This is a genomic window from Frondihabitans cladoniiphilus (assembly GCF_039544345.1).
In the GTDB taxonomy this organism is placed as follows: domain Bacteria; phylum Actinomycetota; class Actinomycetes; order Actinomycetales; family Microbacteriaceae; genus Frondihabitans; species Frondihabitans cladoniiphilus.
Window position 1 is genome coordinate 382,374 of the sequence record NZ_BAABLM010000001.1, and the last position, 16,563, is coordinate 398,936.

The 16,563-nt window shown below is 71.9% G+C and carries 18 protein-coding genes; 11 read left to right on the plus strand and 7 right to left on the minus strand.

Annotated features, from left to right (window positions below; all coding sequences use genetic code 11):
• Positions 1-42: 42 nt before the first annotated feature.
• The 5 genes from ABEA39_RS01765 to ABEA39_RS01785 all read left to right on the plus strand — a co-directional run bounded on the left by ABEA39_RS01765 (position 43) and on the right by ABEA39_RS01785 (position 3,722).
• Positions 43-681 carry an alpha-ketoglutarate-dependent dioxygenase AlkB gene (locus tag ABEA39_RS01765; protein WP_345372531.1) on the plus strand — a complete coding sequence of 213 codons (639 nt, stop codon included), beginning with the start codon at positions 43-45 and terminating at the stop codon, positions 679-681.
• 85 nt (positions 682-766) lie between these two features.
• Complete coding sequence (locus ABEA39_RS01770; protein ID WP_345372533.1) at positions 767-1,591, plus strand: YqjF family protein; 825 nt, start codon at positions 767-769, stop codon at positions 1,589-1,591.
• Between the two features lie 34 nt (positions 1,592-1,625).
• Positions 1,626-2,204 carry a phosphoribosyltransferase gene (locus tag ABEA39_RS01775; RefSeq protein WP_345372535.1) on the plus strand — a complete coding sequence of 193 codons (579 nt, stop codon included), beginning with the start codon at positions 1,626-1,628 and terminating at the stop codon, positions 2,202-2,204.
• Positions 2,201-2,950, plus strand: coding sequence for a Type 1 glutamine amidotransferase-like domain-containing protein (locus ABEA39_RS01780; RefSeq protein WP_345372537.1), 750 nt, complete (start codon positions 2,201-2,203; stop codon positions 2,948-2,950). The genes ABEA39_RS01775 and ABEA39_RS01780 overlap by 4 nt, the downstream gene beginning before the upstream one ends.
• A 16-nt stretch (positions 2,951-2,966) precedes the next feature.
• Positions 2,967-3,722 carry a uracil-DNA glycosylase gene (locus ABEA39_RS01785; protein WP_345372538.1) on the plus strand — a complete coding sequence of 252 codons (756 nt, stop codon included), beginning with the start codon at positions 2,967-2,969 and terminating at the stop codon, positions 3,720-3,722.
• Positions 3,723-3,841: 119 nt separating this feature from the next.
• Here ABEA39_RS01785 and ABEA39_RS01790 read toward each other — a convergent pair whose 3' ends face one another.
• The 4 genes from ABEA39_RS01790 to ABEA39_RS01805 form a co-directional block, all read right to left on the minus strand.
• Positions 3,842-4,444 (minus strand): GNAT family N-acetyltransferase, encoded by a 603-nt coding sequence (locus tag ABEA39_RS01790; RefSeq protein WP_345372540.1) that lies wholly within the window; start codon positions 4,442-4,444, stop codon positions 3,842-3,844.
• A gap of 147 nt (positions 4,445-4,591) precedes the next feature.
• Positions 4,592-4,948 carry a DMT family transporter gene (locus ABEA39_RS01795; RefSeq protein WP_425556913.1) on the minus strand — a complete coding sequence of 119 codons (357 nt, stop codon included), beginning with the start codon at positions 4,946-4,948 and terminating at the stop codon, positions 4,592-4,594.
• Between the two features lie 223 nt (positions 4,949-5,171).
• A complete protein-coding gene (locus tag ABEA39_RS01800) occupies positions 5,172-7,028 on the minus strand; it encodes a hypothetical protein (RefSeq protein WP_345372545.1) in 1,857 nt (618 codons plus the stop codon).
• A gap of 225 nt (positions 7,029-7,253) precedes the next feature.
• Entirely contained in the window at positions 7,254-8,330 is a 1,077-nt protein-coding gene (locus ABEA39_RS01805) for a hypothetical protein (protein ID WP_345372547.1), read from the minus strand.
• A 263-nt stretch (positions 8,331-8,593) separates the two neighbouring features.
• Here ABEA39_RS01805 and ABEA39_RS01810 point away from each other — a divergent pair, with 263 nt between their 5' ends.
• From ABEA39_RS01810 to ABEA39_RS01820, 3 genes are all read left to right on the plus strand, one after another.
• Positions 8,594-10,039 (plus strand): amidase, encoded by a 1,446-nt coding sequence (locus ABEA39_RS01810; RefSeq protein WP_345372549.1) that lies wholly within the window; start codon positions 8,594-8,596, stop codon positions 10,037-10,039.
• A 319-nt stretch (positions 10,040-10,358) separates the two neighbouring features.
• On the plus strand, positions 10,359-10,793 hold the full coding sequence (locus ABEA39_RS01815) for a GNAT family N-acetyltransferase (RefSeq protein WP_345372551.1): 435 nt from the start codon (positions 10,359-10,361) through the stop codon (positions 10,791-10,793).
• A gap of 426 nt (positions 10,794-11,219) precedes the next feature.
• Positions 11,220-12,551 (plus strand): FAD-dependent monooxygenase, encoded by a 1,332-nt coding sequence (locus ABEA39_RS01820; protein ID WP_345372553.1) that lies wholly within the window; start codon positions 11,220-11,222, stop codon positions 12,549-12,551.
• Positions 12,552-12,605: 54 nt separating this feature from the next.
• Here the strand turns inward: ABEA39_RS01820 and ABEA39_RS01825 are convergent, their stop codons facing one another.
• Together ABEA39_RS01825 and ABEA39_RS01830 are read right to left on the minus strand one after the other, a co-directional pair.
• Positions 12,606-13,046, minus strand: coding sequence for a VOC family protein (locus ABEA39_RS01825; RefSeq protein ID WP_345372555.1), 441 nt, complete (start codon positions 13,044-13,046; stop codon positions 12,606-12,608).
• A gap of 72 nt (positions 13,047-13,118) precedes the next feature.
• Positions 13,119-13,337 carry a hypothetical protein gene (locus tag ABEA39_RS01830; protein WP_345372557.1) on the minus strand — a complete coding sequence of 73 codons (219 nt, stop codon included), beginning with the start codon at positions 13,335-13,337 and terminating at the stop codon, positions 13,119-13,121.
• A gap of 249 nt (positions 13,338-13,586) precedes the next feature.
• Here ABEA39_RS01830 and ABEA39_RS01835 point away from each other — a divergent pair, with 249 nt between their 5' ends.
• The 3 genes from ABEA39_RS01835 to ABEA39_RS01845 all read left to right on the plus strand — a co-directional run bounded on the left by ABEA39_RS01835 (position 13,587) and on the right by ABEA39_RS01845 (position 15,246).
• A complete protein-coding gene (locus ABEA39_RS01835) occupies positions 13,587-13,868 on the plus strand; it encodes a hypothetical protein (protein WP_345372560.1) in 282 nt (93 codons plus the stop codon).
• 61 nt (positions 13,869-13,929) lie between these two features.
• Positions 13,930-14,556, plus strand: a complete 627-nt coding sequence (locus ABEA39_RS01840; RefSeq protein ID WP_345372562.1) for a TetR family transcriptional regulator C-terminal domain-containing protein — start codon at positions 13,930-13,932, stop codon at positions 14,554-14,556.
• Between the two features lie 99 nt (positions 14,557-14,655).
• A complete protein-coding gene (locus ABEA39_RS01845) occupies positions 14,656-15,246 on the plus strand; it encodes a GIY-YIG nuclease family protein (protein WP_345372565.1) in 591 nt (196 codons plus the stop codon).
• 256 nt (positions 15,247-15,502) lie between these two features.
• On the opposite strand, the gene ABEA39_RS01850 is transcribed toward ABEA39_RS01845, so the two are convergent.
• Positions 15,503-16,435 carry a zinc-ribbon domain-containing protein gene (locus ABEA39_RS01850; RefSeq protein WP_345372567.1) on the minus strand — a complete coding sequence of 311 codons (933 nt, stop codon included), beginning with the start codon at positions 16,433-16,435 and terminating at the stop codon, positions 15,503-15,505.
• Positions 16,436-16,563: the final 128 nt, after the last annotated feature.

Here is a 16,563-nt window from a genome sequence, read left to right on the forward strand (position 1 = left end):
AATTCACTCGAACATACGTTCGAAAAAGCGTACGATCGACTCATGACCCTGACCTACCAGTCCTCGCTCTTCGACGACCTCGACGCCGACCCGACGCTCGCGGCTCTCGGCCGCTCCGTCCAGCGCATCGACCTCGGCGAAGGCGCCTGGCTCGACCTCCGCCCCGGCTGGGTCGAGAACTCCGACGCTCTCTTCGAACGGCTCGCCGGCGACGTGCCCTGGCAGGCCGACCGCCGCGAGATGTACGACCGCATCGTCGACGTCCCCCGGCTCGTCTCCTGGTTCGGGCCCGGCTCACGACTGCCCGACTCCGTGCTCCACGAGGCGCAGAACGCCCTCAACGACCACTACGGCCGCCCGCCCGGCCAGGTCTTCGAAACCGCCGGGCTCTGCTTCTACCGCACCGGCGACGACAGCATCGCCTGGCACGGCGACAAGGTCGGCGACGCCATCGACCGCGACACGATGGTGGCCATCGTCTCCGTCGGCGCCGCCCGCACACTGGCCGTCCGCTCCCGATCGACCGGCGAAGTGCGACGCTTCCCGCTCGGTCACGGCGACCTCCTCGTCATGGGCGGCTCGACCCAGCGCACCCACGAGCACGCCATCGCCAAGACCAAGAACGCCGTCGGGCCGCGCATCAGCGTCCAGTTCCGGCCCGTGTGGTCGAAGTCGGCGTGACGCGTCGCAGCGCTCGCGGGCCCGAGGCGGCGGCGCTCGCCGAGGCGTCCGGAACCGTGCAGCGGGCAGGGCTAGCGTCGACCAGGTGAGCGACTCCGAGCATCCCCCGATCCGCGACGCTGCGACCGCCGAGGCCGTGACCACGGTGGCGCCGGCACTGCCGGGTGCGGGCATCATTCAGCAGCGGTGGAGCGACCTCGCCTTCGTCCACTGGCGGGTCGAGCCCGAGCGGGTGGCGCCGCTCCTGCCCCCGGGCACCCGTCCGGACGTCTTCGACGGCTCGACCTGGGTCGGGTTGATCGGCTTCGAGCTCGGCCGGAGCGCGTTCGGGCCGCTGCCCCCGGTGCCGTACTTCGGCACCTTTCCCGAGACCAACGTCCGGCTGTACAGCGTCGACGATGAAGGGCGACGCGGCGTCGTCTTCCGCTCGCTCGAGGCCGCCAAGCTCCCGCCCGTCCTGGCCGCCCGCGCCGGGCTCGGGCTGCCCTACACCTGGGCGGACATGAGCATCGTGCGGGGCGGCGGCACCCTCACCTACGACTCGCGGCGACGCTGGCCCGCCGCGGCCGGCGCGAGCCCGCACCCGACGAGCCACCTCACGATCCGTCCCCTCGACGAGAAGGTCTCGGGCGATCCGCTGGCCGACTTCCTGACCGCGCGGTGGGGGATGCACGTGGAGCGTGGGGGCACGACGCGGTACTGGCGGAACGAGCATCCCGCCTGGCCCCTGCAACGGGCCGAGCTGGTCGAGCTCGACGATCAGCTGGTGGCTGCGGGCGGGCTTCCCGGCGTCGTCGAGCGCGCCCCCGACTCGGTGCTCTACTCGCGAGGCGTGACGACGCGGTTCTCCCTGCCAGAACGGCAGCGGGTGTCGTTCAACCGGCCGATGGCTATTCCCGCTACCGGGTAGGTCCGACGCGGGCCCTCCCACTACGGTTGTCGGCATGGCTCTTCACCCCGACGACGTGCCGGAAGCCGCCGACGCGGCCGGTTCGTCCGCAGACCTGCTCACCGGGCCGACGGCCCTCGGCGAGACGAGTGGCCGCGACACCTCGCGCGAGATCCTCGGCTGGCTTGAATTCGGCGAGGCCGCCCGCGAGCTCGCGCAGGACGTCCTCGGCAGCGGTTTCCGCCCCGATGTCGTCGTGGCGATCGCCCGAGGTGGGCTCGTCCTCGCCGGCGCCATCGCCTACGCCCTCGACACCAAGATGTGCGGCTCGATCAACGTCGAGTTCTACACCGGCATCAACTCGGTGCTGCAGGCGCCCGTCGTCCTCCCGCCGGCGCTCGACGCCCCCTCGCTCGCGGGCAAGCGCGTGCTGCTGGCCGACGACGTCTCCGACTCCGGCCGCACCCTCGAGCTCGTGCGCGACCTGCTGCGCGAACACGGGGCCGACGTCCACACCGTCTGCCTGTACGCGAAGCCCCGCACGATCCTCGAACCCGACCACGTCTGGCGGCACACGGCCGACTGGATCACCTTCCCGTGGAGCGCTCTGCCCCCGGTGACGGTGAGCACGTGAGCATCCACCTCGTCGGCGGCGGCTGGTCGCCCGACGCGACCGAGGTCTACGAGTTGTTCGTCGCCGAGGCGGCGACCCGGGCCTCCCGCATCGGTCGCGAGGTGCCTCGCATCGCCGTGCTCCTCGTGGTGGAGGACGACGTGCCCTCCGCCGAGTACCGGAACGAGTTCCCCGCGCTGCTCGCGAGCATCGGCCCGTGCGAGCCGCTGGTGACCGAGGTCATCTCGAGCGACGTCTTCGACACGACCGTGCTCTCCGACATCGACGGCCTCCTCGTCGGTGGCGGCGTGACGCCCGCGTACTTCGAGGCGATCGTGCCGCTGGTCGACCAGGTGCGTCTCCTCGTCTCCGACGGGCTGCCCTACCTCGGCTTCTCGGCCGGTGCGATGATCGCTGCCGACACGGCCATCCTCGGCGGCTACCGCATCGGCGGGGTCGAGGTCTGCCCGCCCGACGCGTCCGAGGACCTCGACGAGGTGACGCTCGCTCAGGGGCTCGGGCTCGTCGACCTCGCCATCGACGTCCATGCCGCCCAGTGGGGCACGCTGACGCGCCTCATCGCCGCGACCGAGGCCGGGCTCGTCACCGGTGGCGTCGCCATCGACGAGAATACGGCTCTGGTCGTCGGCGACGGTGCCCTCGCCGTCATCGGCAACGGCAGTGTCTGGCGGGTCGAGCCGCAGCTGGACGAGGTGTCCGGCGAGATCGTCGGTGTGACGGTCGGCACTCTGGGCGTCGCGGACTGACGGCCGCCCTCTCACCATGGACGTGCATCCCCTGATGGACCTCGTCGACCCCGGCTGGGCTCGAGTGCTGGCGCCCGTCGAGCCGCAGGTCCACGCGATGGGGGCGTTCCTGCGCGACGAGGTCGCGGCCGGGCGCGGCTACCTGCCGGCCGGTGCCTCGGTGCTGCGCGCGTTCCAACAGCCGTTCGACGACGTGCGGGTGCTGATCGTCGGGCAGGACCCGTACCCGACGCCGGGGCATCCCATCGGACTGTCGTTCGCGGTCGACCCGCACGTGCGGCCGGTGCCGCGGAGCCTCGCCAACATCTACCGCGAATTGAACGACGACCTCGGGGTGCCGCCCGTCGCTCACGGCGACCTCCGGCCGTGGTCCGAGAACGGCGTGCTGCTGCTCAACCGGGTGCTGACGGTGCGTCCCGGCGAGGCGGCGTCGCACCGGGGCAAGGGGTGGGAGGCGGTCACCGATCAGGCCATCCGTGCCCTGGTCGAGCGCGGCGGGCCGCTGGTCGCGATTCTGTGGGGGCGGGATGCGCAGTCGCTGAAGCCCCTGCTCGGCTCGGTGCCCGTCGTGGAGTCGGCGCACCCCAGCCCGCTGTCGGCATCGCGGGGCTTCTTCGGCAGCCGACCGTTCTCGCGGGCGAACGAGCTGCTGGTGGCGCAGGGCGGTGCGCCGGTCGACTGGGCGCTGCCGGCGGTGCCGCCGCTGCCACCCGTGCCGCCCGTGCCGCCCGTGCTGCCCGTGCTGCCCGTGCCGCCGGGGCGCGCCGGCTGAAGTGTGCTGCGGCCGGAACCCTCTCGTGCGGCGGGCGATCCACGCCGCGGACTAGATCGCTCGCCGCAAGCGAGGTGTACGGGAGGTGCAGGGTGCGGCCGGACCGGGTGTTGCACCGATCAGGCGCGCTTGACCCGCGGCTTCTTCTTGATCGACTTCTGCATCATGACCGTGCCGAGCCAGCGGTCGAACTTGAAGCCGACCTTGCCCATGCGGCCCACCTCCTTGAAGCCGAAGGTCTCGTGCAGGTGGATCGAGGCGTCGGCGCCCTTGTCGGCGATGATGGCGATGATCTCGCGGATCCCGGCCTCACGACAGGCGTCGATGAGCGCGGCGAGGAGGGCCTTGCCGAGGCCCTTGCCGGTCGAGCCCGGCCCCAGGTAGATCGAGTTCTCGACCGTGAAGCGGTAGGCCGATTTCGCCTGCCACGGCATGACGAGCGTGTAGCCGAGGAGGTGGCCGGTCGGCGACTCGGCGACGAGGAACGGCATGTCGAGCTTCTCGGCCTTGTGGAACTTCGCGCGCCACTCCCGCAGAGTCATTCGGTCTTCGTCGAACGTGACCGTGGAGTTCGCGACGTAGTGGTTGTAGATCTCGCGGATGCCCGGGAGGTCGGTCTCGACGGCCGGCCGGATCGAGAAGGCGAAGGGGGCCTCGGGCGGCTCGGGCTTGCGCAGGGCGCGGGGCAGCTGACGACGGGGCTGGTATTCCTCTTCGAGCACGGCACCACCCTGCCACGGAGGGGTCGGCGGCGTCGAGTCGGGGTCGTGAGGCGGGCGGCTCGCAGGGCGCTGCGGCGTTCCGCTCGGGGGTCGTGCGGCGTTCCGCTCGCCGGTCGTGCGGCGTTCCGCTCGTGGGTCGTGCGGCGGTCAGGTCGTGGGGTTGTGCCGACCGCCGAGTTCGAGCATCCCGACGCCGGCGATCACGAGCACGATGCCCCCGACTTGCACCAGCGTGAGGGTCTCCTTGAAGAAGATCCAGCTGATGAGGGCCACGAGGACCACGCCGGCTCCGGCCCAGACCGCGTAGGCGATACCGAGGGGGATGCCCGCGCTCAGGGTCTGGGACAGCATCACGAACGACAGCACGTAGCCGACGACCACGATGATGTACGGCCACCACGGTGTGCTCGTGCCGCTCGTGCCGCCGGGGTTGCTCGTCAGCCGGAGGAAGCTCGTGGCGACGACTTCGGACACGATGGCCGCGGCCAGGAACAGGTACCCCATGCTGCGACCGTAGCGGATGCGGGTGGCCTGGCCGCGTCGCCCTTGCTCGGTCGACACTGGCGCGGCCGGACACGACGAATCCGGCCGCGTGCCGAGGAGGCACGGGCCGGGTCCGTCGAGCGCTGACCAAGCGCTCGGTCGTGCGTGTTCAGTGGTGCGTGTTCAGTGGTGCGTGTTCAGTGACTCGTGTTCAGTGGTGCGTGTTGTGTCGCGCGGCGCCGCGTCAGCGACGGACGCGACGCGCCTTCAGCGCGAGGGCCAGTCCGGCGAGCAGCAGCATCAGGCCGGCGAGAAGGGCGGGCAGGATGTTCGCGCTCCCCGTGAAGGCCAGGGTGCCGCTGTCGGCGAGTGCCGTCGTCGCACCGAGTCCGGCGGCCGTCGTCACTGCGGCGGTGCCGGTGGTCGTGCCGTCGGTGACACCGGTGGTGGTGTCAGAGGCGGTGCCGACCGTCGGGGTCGCGGCGGGAGTCGTACCGATCGTGGGGTCGGTGGGGTCCGTCGGCGTCGTCGGGTTGGTGACCGGGGTGGTCGGGTCGGTGACCGGACCGGTGGGGTCCGTCGGGTCGGTGATCGGCGTGGTGGGGTCGCCCGTGGTGCTCGGCGTGGTCGTCGTCGAGGTGCCGATGACGGTCACAGCGTTGCCGCCGAGGGTGATGGGCAGGTCGACGACCGGGGCGATCTGGGTGCCGCCGAGGGTGCTGCCGTCTCCGGTGGTGGTGCTGCCGGTTCCGGTGGTGGTGCCTGTGCCGGTTCCGGTGGTGCCGGTGCCGGTGGTGGAGCCGGTGCTGCTGCTGTCGCCGATCACCGAGATGCCGTTGCCGGTGACGGTGACGGGCAGGCCCACGATCGGGGCGATCTGGGTGCCGCCGAGGGTGCTGCCGTCTCCGGTGGTGGTGCTGCCGGTTCCGGTGCTGCCGGTGGACGTACCCGTCGTGCCGGTACCGGTGGTGGAGCCGGTGCTGCTGCTGTCGCCGAGGACGCTGATGGCGTTGCCTCCGACGGTGACGGGAGCGCCGACGGTCGGGGTGACCTGCGTGCCGCCGAGGGTGCTGTCGGAGCCGGTGGTGGTGCTGCCGGTTCCGGTGGTGCTGCCCGTTCCGGCCGTGCCCGTGCCGGACGTACCAGTGGGGGTGCCCGTCGAGCCGGTGCTGCTGCTGTCGCCCAGCACCGAGATACCGTTGCCGGCGACCGTCACGGGCACGTTCAGGCCGAGGAGGGCCTGCGTGCCGCCGAGGACGCTGTCCGTGCCGGTGGTCGACGGTGCCGAACCGGTGCCGGTCGAACCGGAGCCGGTCGAGCCGGTGCCGGTGGAGCCGGTGGAGCCGGTGGAGGAGCCGGTGCTCGACGAGTCGCCCAGCACCGAGATGCCGTTGCCGGCGACCGTGACGGGCACGTCGAGGCCGATCAGGGCCTGCGTACCGCTCGCGGTGCCGTTCGCTCCGGAGGTCGTCGGCGCCGAGCCGGAAGCGGCCGGGGTCGAAGCGGCCGGGGCGGTCGAGCCGGAGCCCGTCGTTGACCCGGTGCTGTGGGAGTCGCCGAGGACGGAGATGGCGTTGCCGCCGACCGTCACGGGAACGGAGACCGGAGCGACGACCTGCGTGCCGCCGGCGATCGAGTTCGTGCCGGTGGTGGTCGGCGCGGCGGGAGCGGCAGCGGCCGGAGCAGCCGCAGCGGCCGGAGCAGCGGCGGACCCGGTCGAGCTCGAGTGGCCGACGACCGAGACGCCGTTGCCGGAGACCGTCACGGGCAGGTGCACCGAGACGATGCCCTGCGTGCCGGAGAGGAGCCCGTGCGTGCCGGTCGTGGTCGGAGCGGAAGCCGCCGTGGCCGGAGCCGGGGAGGTCGCAGCCGGAGCGGCGGCGGCCGGAGCAGCCGCGGCAGTGGAGGACGAGTTGCCGAGCACGCTGATCGCGTTGCCGGCGGCGGTGACCGGGGTGGTGACGGCCCCGGCGACCTGGGTGCCGGAGAGGAGACCGTCGTCGCCGGTCGTGGTGGCGGCGTTGGCCGCCGTGGTTCCGACGGCCCAGAGGCCCCCGATGAAGCAGGCTCCGATGAGCCCGCGGGTGACGTACTTGTTCATGGGAAGTACTCCTTGACACGGGGGATGTCGCGAGCCGTCCCGAAGACGGGAGGCGTGCATCCCCGGACCGATTCTGAATCGATCCGTTCGACTGATGGTCGTCGCCTGCGAGAGGCGAAGGTGCCGCTGGGAGGCGGCGGGTGCCGGGCCGGGTCGACCGCCCGAGAAGGGCGAGTGCGACCGCGAGAGCGGCGAGGGCGTTCTACCGAGGCAGGACGCGACCGGTCAGTCGGGGGTGGTGTCCGAGTCGTACGTGGGAGCGGAAGGAAGCGCGACGTCGGCGGAGATGCCGGAGGTCGTGAGTGCGAGAGCCGGTGCGCCGAACCCGGAGGCCAGGTCGGCGGTGCCGGCGAAACCGCCGGCCGAACCGCTGCCCGAGCCCGAGCCCGAACCGCTGCCGGCCGGAGCCGAGGGCAGCGCCGGAGCGACGGGGCCCGCGGGAGCCGGGGTGGCGGGGGAGACCGGAGCCGACGGGGCGGACGAGCCCGAAGCCGACAGCGAGACGGGGATGCTCGAGCCGCTCGTCAAGGCGAAGGCGGAGGCTGCCCGGTCGGAGGCCGCTGAGGCCGAAGCCGAGGTCGCCGTCGTCAGGGCCGAGCCGAGCAGAAGGGAATCGCCCGAGGCGGCGAGGATGGTCGTCGCCTCGGACGTGCCGGCAACGGTCGGGGAGGACACGATCGGCGGCAGTCCGAGGACCGGCCCGAGGCCGGACAGGACCGGCCCGAGGCCGGCGGGGGTGGTGGTTCCGGTGGCGACCGCGGTGAGGGTGCCGTCGACGGTGGTCGCGACCGGGGCGGTGATCGCCGCGACGGGAGCGGTGCCGACGAGACCGGAGACGATCGGTGTCGAGGTGAGTCCGGTGGAGGCGACGACCTGGTCGACCGTCGACGCCACAGGGGCGGTGACGGTGGCGACGGGGTGCGACGCCGCGACCTGCTGCACGACGGCGGGGACCACCGGTGCGACCTGGGCGACGACGTGATTCACGACCGGGACCGGTGCGGTGACGGCGGTCGCGACGTGCGTGACCTGCTGCACCGCGGATCCCGCGGTCGACGCCACGGACGTGGTCAGGTCGGAGACGGGCTTCGTGACGCTGGAGACGAGGCCGCCGACGAGTCCACCGGAGGCGGCGGGAGCCGCGGCGGCCGGAGGAGCCGCGGCCGCGGGGTCGAGTGTGTCGGCATGGGCCGAGGTCGCGGAGAAGAACAGTCCGACGAAAACGAGCCCGCCTGAGACGATCAGGCCGAGGAGAAGAAGGCGCACGAGACCGAGGGGGGAGCGTTCAGCCGTCTGATCCACGGCGATCACCTCATCGGTCGATCGAGCGAGCCGGCCGTGGTGAACGGTCGGCGTGTTGCGGTAGGGGGTTGGCCCCTGTGCCTCCGGGTGGTCGGCCCGTCGACTCGGGCTGGTTGGACCCGATACCTGGAACGTACGCCGGTGTCGCCGAACAGTCCAGAGTCGTTCAGGAAACCGTGAGCGGACGCCCGAAATCAGTCGCAGGAGGGAGGACATCGGCTGTCACCCGATGCGCGGGCGACCCCGGCCGTAGGATCGACCCGATGTTCGAACTCCACCATCTCAGCGCCCACGAACAGTACGACTGGCTCCGTCGCGGAGAGGTCTCTCCGCTCGAACTGGTCGACCACTATCTCGAGCGGATCGGGCGTCTCGACGGCGGCCCGGACGGCCTCGGCTCCTTCGTCACCGTCACGGCGGATGCCGCTCGTGCTCGGGCCCGAGCCCTGACCGACGGCGGTCGGTCGACCGCCCCGCTCTGGGCCCTTCCTCTGGCCGACAAGGATCTGTACGACCGCGCGGGGGTGCCGACCTGGTCGGGCTCGCGGCTCTCCCTGGGCCGGGTTCCGAGCAGCAGTTCCGGCATCGTCGAGGCCCTCGACGCCGCCGGCGCGATCAGCCTCGGCAAGACGGCGACCCCCGAGTTCGGCCTCACGTCGTACACCGAGTCGCTCGTCGGTCCGCCGACTCGCAACCCCTGGAACCCCTCTCTCAATCCCGGCGGCTCGAGCGGCGGGGCGGCCGCTGCGGTGGCCGCGGGCCTGATCCCGTTCGCACCCGGATCCGACGGGGGAGGCTCGATCCGGATCCCGGCGTCGGCCACCGGCCTCGTCGGGCTCAAGCCGTCGCGGGGTCGCGTCCCGTCGCAGTCCGGCATCACGAGCCTCGGCGGCCTGGCCGTCGGGGGCCCGCTCGCCCGGACAGTCGCCGACGCCGGCATGCTCCTCGACGCGATGGTGTCGCCCGACTCCCTGCCGGCCCGTCACCCGTACGCCCTGCGTGCCCCCGAGCATCCCGACGGCCCCGGTTTCGGCTCCGCCTATCTGGGGTCGGCTCTGCGCGGCGAGGGGCGCTACGAGATAGGCGTCATGACCACCAGCCCGTGGGACGACGTCTACGACGTGACCATCGACCCCAGCGCGCGGGATGCCCTGCAACTCACCGTCGACCACCTGGCTGCGATCGGCCACGGCCTCGACGAGACGTCCCTTCCACCGTCGGACTACGGCACGCACTTCCGCACGCTCTGGCAAGCGGGTGCCGCGTCGATCCCGGCCGAGGGGGCCGACCTCGACCTGCTCGAGCCCATCACCCGCTGGCTCGTGCTGCAGGGGCGGTCGCTCGGCGCACGTGACCTCGCAGGCGCTCTCGCGGGGCTGACCGCGTTCGAGCGGATGGTCATCGCCCGGTTCGACCGCTTCGACGCGGTGCTGACCCCGACGAACGCCCTGCCGCCGCGCCCGAACGGCTGGTACGACGCCGTCGACGCCGAGAGGAACTTCGAGCAGCAGTGCCTGTACGCGCCGTTCACCTCGTTCGTGAACGTGGCCGGGCTGCCGGCGATCAGCCTGCCGGTGCACGAGGCGGACGGGCTGCCGGTCGGGGTGCAGCTGATCGGGCGGCCGGGGCGCGAGGACGTGCTGCTGGCGATCGGCGCGCAGCTCGAGCGGCGCATCAAGTGGCATCGGCGGCACCCGCCGCAGTGGTGACGGCGGCGGGGCGAGTTAGCTCGTTTCGGCTGGCTGCGTCGGCCGGGCCTTGACCCGCACCCCGTCCCTGTGGACCCGCACCCCCGTTCCGCGCGCCAGGACCCTGCTCGCGCGGGCATCGGTCTGCGCGCGATGAGCTGCACCCCCGTTCCGCGCGCCCGCACCCCGCTCCCGCGGAGGAGCACCCCGGTTGCCGCACCGCACCCTCGTCGACCTGGGGTTCTGCGCGGGTTCGGGGGTGCGCCTCTGCCCGCGCTCCGAGCTGCACCCCCGTACTACGGTCCCGGACCCCGCTTGGGCTCCGTTGCAGCAGCCCTTCGTGCGGCCACGCCCCGAGGGAGCCGCCGCCGAGATGTTCCGCGAGTGGAGTGCGAACACGGGGCCGGGGTCGGTCGGCTTCAGTGTGTGCTCCCTCGCGACCGACGAGCTCGTCGGGCACGCCACCCTGTACGGCGCCGCTCTGCCCTGGCGGGCTGGGACCCTCGCGATCCTCCTCGGGCCGGACTTCACCGACCGCGGCCTCGGAACCGATGCCGTCCGGACCCTCGTGCGCTACGGCTTCCTCGAGATGGCGCTGAACCAGATCGAACTCCGCGTCTGGGCCTTCAATGCGCGGGCCCGGCGTGCCTACGCCAAGGCGGGCTTCGTCGAGGAGGGCGTGCGACGGCAGGTGGTGTTCCACGACGGCGAGTTCCACGACGAGGTCATCATGGCCGTGCTCGCGGCCGAATGGCGCGCCGCCCAGCCCTCGTGATCGCAGAACCGGCGAGACGGGGGATGCCCGGCGACCGAGCCTGAACTCGTGCGCGCACGTGTTGTCGTCCGGCGTGAATTCACCGCGACGGACATCTGATTGGCGTGGCGTGCTGTTGTCGGCCGGCGTGAATTCACTGCGACGGACATCTGTTCGGTGCGGTGGGCCGTTGTCCGTGGGGGTGAATTCACGCGGGCAGACAACTACGGCGCCTGCCGGGGTGTTGTCGGTGGGCGTGAATTCACCGCGGAGGACAACAGGTCACGGGACGACAGCGGTCTCCCGCCGCCGGAGGCCTGCGGCGCGCCGAGCGTCGCGAAGCCGCCTACTGTCGGGCGCAGGGGTCGCGGCTCCCGCTGCCTTGCCCCGCTGAAGCGCCCCCACCCGCACCCGCACAGCACCGCACCTGCACCGAGAGGCACCACCATGACCCGACCGCACGTCCTGATCTCGGGGGCCAGCATCGCCGGGCCCGCGCTCGCCTTCTGGCTGCGGCGCTACGGCTGGCAGGCGACCGTCGTCGAGAAGGCGCCGCAGTTCCGCACCGGCGGCCAGAACATCGACATCCGTGGAGCCGCCCGCGAGGTGCTCCGCCGAGCCGGGCTCGAGGACGCCGTCCGGGCCGCGACGACGGGTGAGGTCGGCACACGGTTCCTCGGCGAGGGCGGTGCCGTCGTGGCCGAGTTCCCGGCGGGGGAGTCCGACACGGAAGGGGCCACCGCCGAGATCGAGATCCTCCGCGGCGACCTCTCGCGGATCTTCGTCGACGCGAGCACCGGCGACGCGAGCACCGGCGACGCGAGCACCGGCGACGCGAGCCCGACCGGCGACGCGAGCACGGCCGACGACACCAGCACCAGCGACGCGAGCACCACCGAATACGTCTACGGCGACTCCATCACGGCCGTCGACGACACGGGCGATCACGTCCGCGTCTCGTTCGAGAACGGCCCGGACCGCACCTTCGACCTGGTGATCGCCGCCGACGGCATCGGCTCCTCGACCCGTCGGCTGGTGTTCGGCGCCGACGGCCCGAGTGCCCCGGTCATCAAGCCCCTCGGCATGGACATGACCTACCTCACCCTCGAGCGCACACCCGACGACGACGACTGGTGGAACTGGTACAACGAGCCGGGAGGCCTGGCTGTCACCGTCCGGCCCGACCGGCACGGGACCACGCGGGCGGTGCTGACCTCCATCGACTACAGCTCGGATCGGGGCGCGAGCGCTCGGCGCGAGAACCGACGCAGCCTCGAGGAGCAGAAGCAGCACCTCCGCGACCAGTTCGCCGACGTGGGCTACGCCGCCCCGCGCATCCTCGCCGCCCTCGATTCGACGGAGGACGTCTACTACGAGGCGATCGGCCAGGTGCACGCGCCCGAGTGGTCGCGGGGCCGGGTCGCTCTGACGGGCGACGCCGCCTGGTGCGCCTCCCCGGTGAGCGGCATGGGCACGAGCCTCTCGGTCGTGGGCGCCTACGTGCTGGCGGGGGAGCTTGCATCCCACGTGCATCACCGCGACGCGTTCGCGGCCTACGACAGGATCATGCGGCCCTATGTCGACCAGGCGCAGAAGCTGCCGCCGGGGGTCCCGAAGGTGGCGAACCCGCGGACGGCGCTCGGGCTGCGGGTGTTCCGTTACGGCATCAGAGCGGCGTCGAGCCCGGTGCTCACGAAGGTCGGCGGAAAGCTGTTCAGGCCTCCGGCCGACAAGATCGAGTTGCCGGACTACGCCCACCTAGAGACGACGCGCGCCTGACGGACTCGCTCACGCACGAAGCGCGGACTCGCTCAGGATCGGCGCGCGGCGACCTCAGCCGCGAGGCGCGGCGAGCTCGAGGTTGATGTCGTCCGGATCCTGGAGCGAGAGGATGACGAGGCCGAAGGCCGGAAGATCCGTCACCTCTCCGTGCTCGATGCCGGCCTCGGCGAGTCGTTCGGCCGCCGTGTGCAGGTCGGCGACCGAAGCCACACGCAGGCTCAGATGGTCGAGCCCGACGCGGTTCGGGTCGAACCGATCATCAGCGAGGGCCACGGGTCGGAGCCCCAGTGTTTGGCCGCCGAACGTGAAGGAGCAGCCGCCGTAGGTCCGGTCGGGGTCGTCGTGGATCGTGGGATCGTCGATCTGGTCGCTGAAGTCGCTGCCCGGCTCCATGCCGAAGAGGGCCCGGTAGAAGGCCTTGCTGCGATGGATGTCGGTGACGGTCAAGCGGACGTGCGAATACCCGAGGGGGGTGACGATGGGATCGGTCATCGTGCCAGTGAACACCCTGGCTCCGGGTGGCCTTCCGTCGCCGATCGGCCGCAGTCGAGCCGCGACCCACAGTCAGGAGGCGGGCACCGACCGGAGGTGCCGTGACTCGCCACGATGCGGGGCGACACGGAGCGGCAGGGCTTCCGTGTCGGTGATCACGAGCCCGACCGTGCGGCACTGGAGCGGCACCGAATCGGTCAGGAAGCGCATCAGACTGCGACGTGTCGGCTGGTCGGCTTCGAGCCGATCGATTCGCCCGTCGGGGGCGACGAACAGGACGTAGCCGTGCATGGTCCTCCAACCCTCTCGGTGCGCTCGAGTCACCCTATCGACGCACGCGCCGGTCGGTTACGGCCAGACGGCGGGATGCTCGGGTCGACCTCCGAGGTTCTCTGTCCGCAATGCGAACGGTGCGTCCAAGTCGCTAGCCGATCTAGCGATCTGCGTGTCATGATCCTCTCGTGGTCCTGGTTCACGGCAGGGCCGCATCTCACATCCGGAGCCTCGGGTGGCTGCAGGGCCACCAGAAACGAGTCGATCATGTCTCCTTTGCATGCCGTTCCCCCCACCGCCGTCTCGCACGGCGGAAGCACCTATCTCCGCGCACCCGGCGTGCGTCCGATCACACTCGAGGTCTACCCCAAGCGTCGCCGCGCCACGTCCGCCTCCGCCACGTCGGCTTCCGCTATGGCCGGCTTCCCGGCGGGCGCGACCTCCCGTTCGACCGCGTCTGTCGTGCATCCCCCGCTCCCCGCCGACGAGGCCTGCTACGGCGACTTCTTCGTCGTCCCCGAGGCTCAGAAGGCCACCGAAGTCGCCTGAAGCGGGGTTGATGCGGCCCGGTTCCCCGTCGCGTCCGACAAGGTCGCCTAGCCTGGGGAGCATGAGTGTCGAATCATCGCTGTCCCGTACCTTCGATTCGGGAACGGCGACCGACGCCGAAGGCGAAGCCATCGACCGAGCCGCTCGCGACATCGCGACCTCCGTCGGGCTCACCTCGATCACCCTGCGCCGCATGGTGTCGTCGTCGGGGCTCACCCCGGCGGCCGTCGCCGCCCGCGAGCCGTCGATGAGCGCCCTCGCCGCTCGGACCTTCTCCGATCTGGCCGCCGCCGAGCTCGACCGGATCAGCACCGAACTGGGCACGGCCTCGACTCCGCTCGAAGGGGTCCAGAAGCTGGTCGTGTCTCTGCAGGGCAGCGAGCACGACATCTCGAAGACGGTCTGGGCCGACGCCTGGAGCGTGGGACGCCACAACGACCGCGTCGCCGCCGCCGCCCGCACCAGCATGACGGCGTGGCAGGGCCTTCTCGTCGAGCTCATCGTCGCCGGAGTCGACGCGGGGATGTTCCAGCCCTGCGAGCCCGAGCTGGTGGCCCGGCAGTTCTTCGCGCTGGTCGACAGCACCACCGCCTACGCGCTGGTCGGCTACCTCGACGCCGAAGCGCGGGCCGCCCTGGTGTCGCGCGGCCTCGAGGTGGCGCTCGGCGTGCCGACGGGGACCTTCTGACTCCGACTCCGACGCTGTCGCTGTCGCTGTCGCTCTCGCTCTCGCTTTCTCCGCTGTCGTGACGGTGACGGTGTCGGTGGCTCGGGCTATCGTCGCGGCATGACTCGAGGGGTGGCGGCAGGGGCGGCGTGCGCCGTCGGGGGATGCCCGGGTCGAGTGCATCCCGCGGGCCCTGGTGCACTGTGCCCTGTTCCGCTCTGCCCGCAGCACCTCGAGGTGGCAGCCGAGTGGGCCGCCTCCGACTCCCACCAGGCGGCCTTCGGGGCCACCGATCTGCTCGCGTCGCCATGCGTCGCCTGCGGCTCGCGCCTCGGGGTCCGCTACCCGGCGGGCTGGCTCTGCGCGGTCTGCGAGTGGCGGGTGGGTGACTTCCCCGACGACGAACTGCCGTTGCCGCGCGTGGACGTCGTCTATTACATCCGCTTCGACGACCGGATCAAGATCGGCACGTCGGCCAACCCGCGGCAGCGCCTCGGCCGGCTGTGGCACGACGAGGTGCTGGCATTCGAACGCGGCGACCGCCTCGTCGAGCGGGCCCGTCACGAGCAGTTCGCCGCCGAGCGATTCGCCACGACGGAATGGTTCGCCGCCGAGCCCCGGCTGCTCGCGCATGTGGCCGAGCTGGCCGCGGGGCATCCCGACCCCTGGGCGCAGTACTCGCGTTGGTTGAGCGAGGCGCTGGCTCGGTGAGTCTGAGTGGCGGCGCCGCTCGCTCGGCGAGTGTCCACGTGCAGCTGCCGCCGGCTCGGCGAGTGTCCACGTGCTGCTGCCGCTCGACCGTCCGAGGAGCACGAACGGGACTCTCGCCGCACATTCGGCTGCTGTGGCGATTGGCGCGAGACCGAGAGGGCGGAGATGGCCGGTCACCCCGCCGGTGGCGGCCGACTCCGCCCATTCGGCCTCCCGCGCGGGGGAGGGGACGGCGCAGCGGATGGCCCGGCGCGACTCAGCGGAGGTACGCGTCGACGAACAACGAGCCGCGGACCTCGCGGAGCCGATCGAGCACGAGCCCGACCGTCTTCTTCGTCAGGCCGGCCACCTGCAGGTCGTAGGGGCCGAGCGCCGGGAGTCGGCCGGTGCGGATCCGGAGGACCTCCCACCCGGCCGCCCGGAGAGCGCGGTCTTTTCGCCGATCGGCTTCTTCGCGCTTGCCCACGTGCTCGAGGCCGTGGCGGCCCGTCGAGTCGTACTCGATGGCGACTCGGAGTTCGGACAGCACGATGTCGGGCCAGGCCTCGAGGTGATCGAAGAACGGCCGGGCGAGCCGTACCGCCGTGAGCCCGGGCTCGAACTCGAGCCGGGCGGCGAGGTCGAAGCGGAGCTGGGCTTCGACAGCCGACGCGGGCTTGGGAGCGCACTGGCTGGCGAACGCTTCTCCAGGCGGCAGGTGGGGAGTCTTCGCGCACACACGTGCCGCGGCCCGGGTGCTCGGGCGCGGAGGTCGGACGGAGAGCGGGTGCGGCCCGGCGAACCGGCCCGTGGCCGCAGCCGGCACCGAAGCGGTCGTCGCCGCGACCCGCGACGTCTGGACGCCTTCGACAGCCGGAGGAGCCGGCCGCAGCACCGGCGCCCGCGGATTCGCGGCGGCCGCACAGTCGGGGCACCACGACGACCTGCGCCGCTCCCGCCCGGGGCGTGAGCGCTGCTCGGCCGGGGTGGCCACGAAGACGTGGCCCGCGTCGCACTGCCAGCAGAGGTAGACCTCGGCGGTCGGCGGGATCTGGGTCAGCAGGATGCCGCCGTTGAACTCGGGGTGGTACTGCCGCACCAGCACGGGGAACGGTGCCCAGGCCTCGCGGTACATGCCCGTGGCATAGGGCACGTCGAGACCGCGCGACCACTGACGTCGCGCCCACCATGCTGCGACCGGCTCGGGCATGGGCAGCACGGTACGGGCAGCCACCGACATCCGCGGACGAGAGGGTGGCGGGGCCGGGCCGACTCCAGAAGCTGCGGCCCAGCCGGAACATGAGCGGCGTGTTCTGGAGTCGGCCTCCCGCAGCTGCC

Bases quoted from the DNA above. Each gene is read 5' to 3' on its own strand.
- ABEA39_RS01830 (WP_345372557.1), bottom strand. From the start codon at position 13,337: ATGCACGGCTACGTCCTGTTCGTCGCCCCCGACGGGCGAATCGATCGG.
- ABEA39_RS01785 (WP_345372538.1), top strand. From the start codon at position 2,967: ATGGACGTGCATCCCCTGATGGACCTCGTCGACCCCGGCTGGGCTCGA.
- ABEA39_RS01795 (WP_425556913.1), bottom strand. From the start codon at position 4,948: ATGGGGTACCTGTTCCTGGCCGCGGCCATCGTGTCCGAAGTCGTCGCC.
- ABEA39_RS01850 (WP_345372567.1), bottom strand. From the start codon at position 16,435: ATGCCCGAGCCGGTCGCAGCATGGTGGGCGCGACGTCAGTGGTCGCGC.
- ABEA39_RS01835 (WP_345372560.1), top strand. From the start codon at position 13,587: ATGTCTCCTTTGCATGCCGTTCCCCCCACCGCCGTCTCGCACGGCGGA.
- ABEA39_RS01840 (WP_345372562.1), top strand. From the start codon at position 13,930: ATGAGTGTCGAATCATCGCTGTCCCGTACCTTCGATTCGGGAACGGCG.
- ABEA39_RS01800 (WP_345372545.1), bottom strand. From the start codon at position 7,028: ATGAACAAGTACGTCACCCGCGGGCTCATCGGAGCCTGCTTCATCGGG.
- ABEA39_RS01765 (WP_345372531.1), top strand. From the start codon at position 43: ATGACCCTGACCTACCAGTCCTCGCTCTTCGACGACCTCGACGCCGAC.
- ABEA39_RS01810 (WP_345372549.1), top strand. From the start codon at position 8,594: ATGTTCGAACTCCACCATCTCAGCGCCCACGAACAGTACGACTGGCTC.
- ABEA39_RS01825 (WP_345372555.1), bottom strand. From the start codon at position 13,046: ATGACCGATCCCATCGTCACCCCCCTCGGGTATTCGCACGTCCGCTTG.
- ABEA39_RS01845 (WP_345372565.1), top strand. From the start codon at position 14,656: ATGACTCGAGGGGTGGCGGCAGGGGCGGCGTGCGCCGTCGGGGGATGC.
- ABEA39_RS01820 (WP_345372553.1), top strand. From the start codon at position 11,220: ATGACCCGACCGCACGTCCTGATCTCGGGGGCCAGCATCGCCGGGCCC.
- ABEA39_RS01775 (WP_345372535.1), top strand. From the start codon at position 1,626: ATGGCTCTTCACCCCGACGACGTGCCGGAAGCCGCCGACGCGGCCGGT.